Genomic DNA, 1,291 nt, shown 5'->3' on the forward strand with positions numbered 1-1,291 from the left:
ACCACTGGGCTGGGCATCGTCGGTCTCGCTGTTGTCTGGCAAGCTGACTCCCTCATCGAGATGTTCACACTCAATCCAGACCAGAAGAAGGGACTCAAGCGCCACAAGCGCTCGGCAATGAAGTCCGCTGTGGTTCTCGTTATCCTCGGCCCGCTGTACACCGTCGCCGGATCGATGATGGGCCTCCCACTGGCGCAGTGTGTTGATCTCGTCCCCTGGTAAGCCATCCACTCCCCTCTCATCGTGAGAACCCTACAACAACGCGAACTAACCGTACTCATCGCAGCCCTCTGCGTGACTAGCCTAGTCACGGGTATCGTCTCGGCGAATCCGCCGCGACCAGGTACGGAAGATAACGGACTCACTGAGAACGAGTCAGCAACACTCTGGTCTCGCGATGCGGACAATTACATCAGTCAAGAGGAATACCGCCAGCGCTACGGTGACGAGCGGACGTCAATCCACCAGCTTGCAAACGGGACGGATATCACGTTCAAACGCCCGCCCGAGACGGCCGCGACGTGGACTCGAAACGATTTCACAGACCTCGAAGCCGGTGGGTCGGATACGTCCGTCCATCCACCCCACGCGTCCCTTGAGGACGGTGTATTCATCGAGGACGCTCACGCAACAGTGTTCGCAGTTCAGCCGTCGACTCGGGGCCACCTCGAATCCAGTGAAACACCACTGTACATCGCCCCGAACGGCACGATGCGTGGGTTCGTCGATTACCGCGTTCGTATCCCAAACGGGAGTTCCTCAGGGAACAGGACTATCGAGTGGTCGCTCTCGGATCACGAGATCGAGGAAGTTCGGCTGCAAAAGGACGGGGAGACCATCACGAAGAGTGATGGATCACACACGCCGGCTATCGACTACCAGATCGACGACGACTGGAGCGCAACCCTCACCCTCGAAGCAGAGATCCACGTCCGACTGAAGAAGACGACCCGGACCGACGTTGTCAACGGAACCAATGTTGATGTCGTCTACCGTGAGGAGACGCGAAACGTCTCGGACTCACTTGACGTTGAGGTCTACGACCTCTCCGCGTACCCCTATTACGCCGAATATCCGAACGGGGATTCCGGCGTTGCCATCTTCCAGTCCCGTCCCTGGCAGGGGTACACGCTTACTGAGGACGGTGACACGAGAGTTCGTGGTGTCTGGCGATTCTACACTGCCCGAGACACCAGCTGGGACGGGCTCGTGCGGTCCAACCGTACCGCTAGTACCGAAGTAGAGTCCGACGCGATCCCTGTGTTCGTCCACGCGTATCCCTCCCGGATTA

At 58.6% G+C, this 1,291-nt stretch carries 2 pseudogenes; both read left to right on the forward strand.

Features of this window, described 5'->3' with window-relative positions:
- Positions 1-222 (forward strand): annotated as a pseudogene (locus tag C457_RS08750) (hypothetical protein); the annotation flags it as partial.
- Between the two features lie 72 nt (positions 223-294).
- Positions 295-1,291: pseudogene (locus C457_RS08755) on the forward strand (hypothetical protein); the annotation flags it as partial.

The organism is Haloferax prahovense DSM 18310, from assembly GCF_000336815.1.
Taxonomy (GTDB): domain Archaea; phylum Halobacteriota; class Halobacteria; order Halobacteriales; family Haloferacaceae; genus Haloferax; species Haloferax prahovense.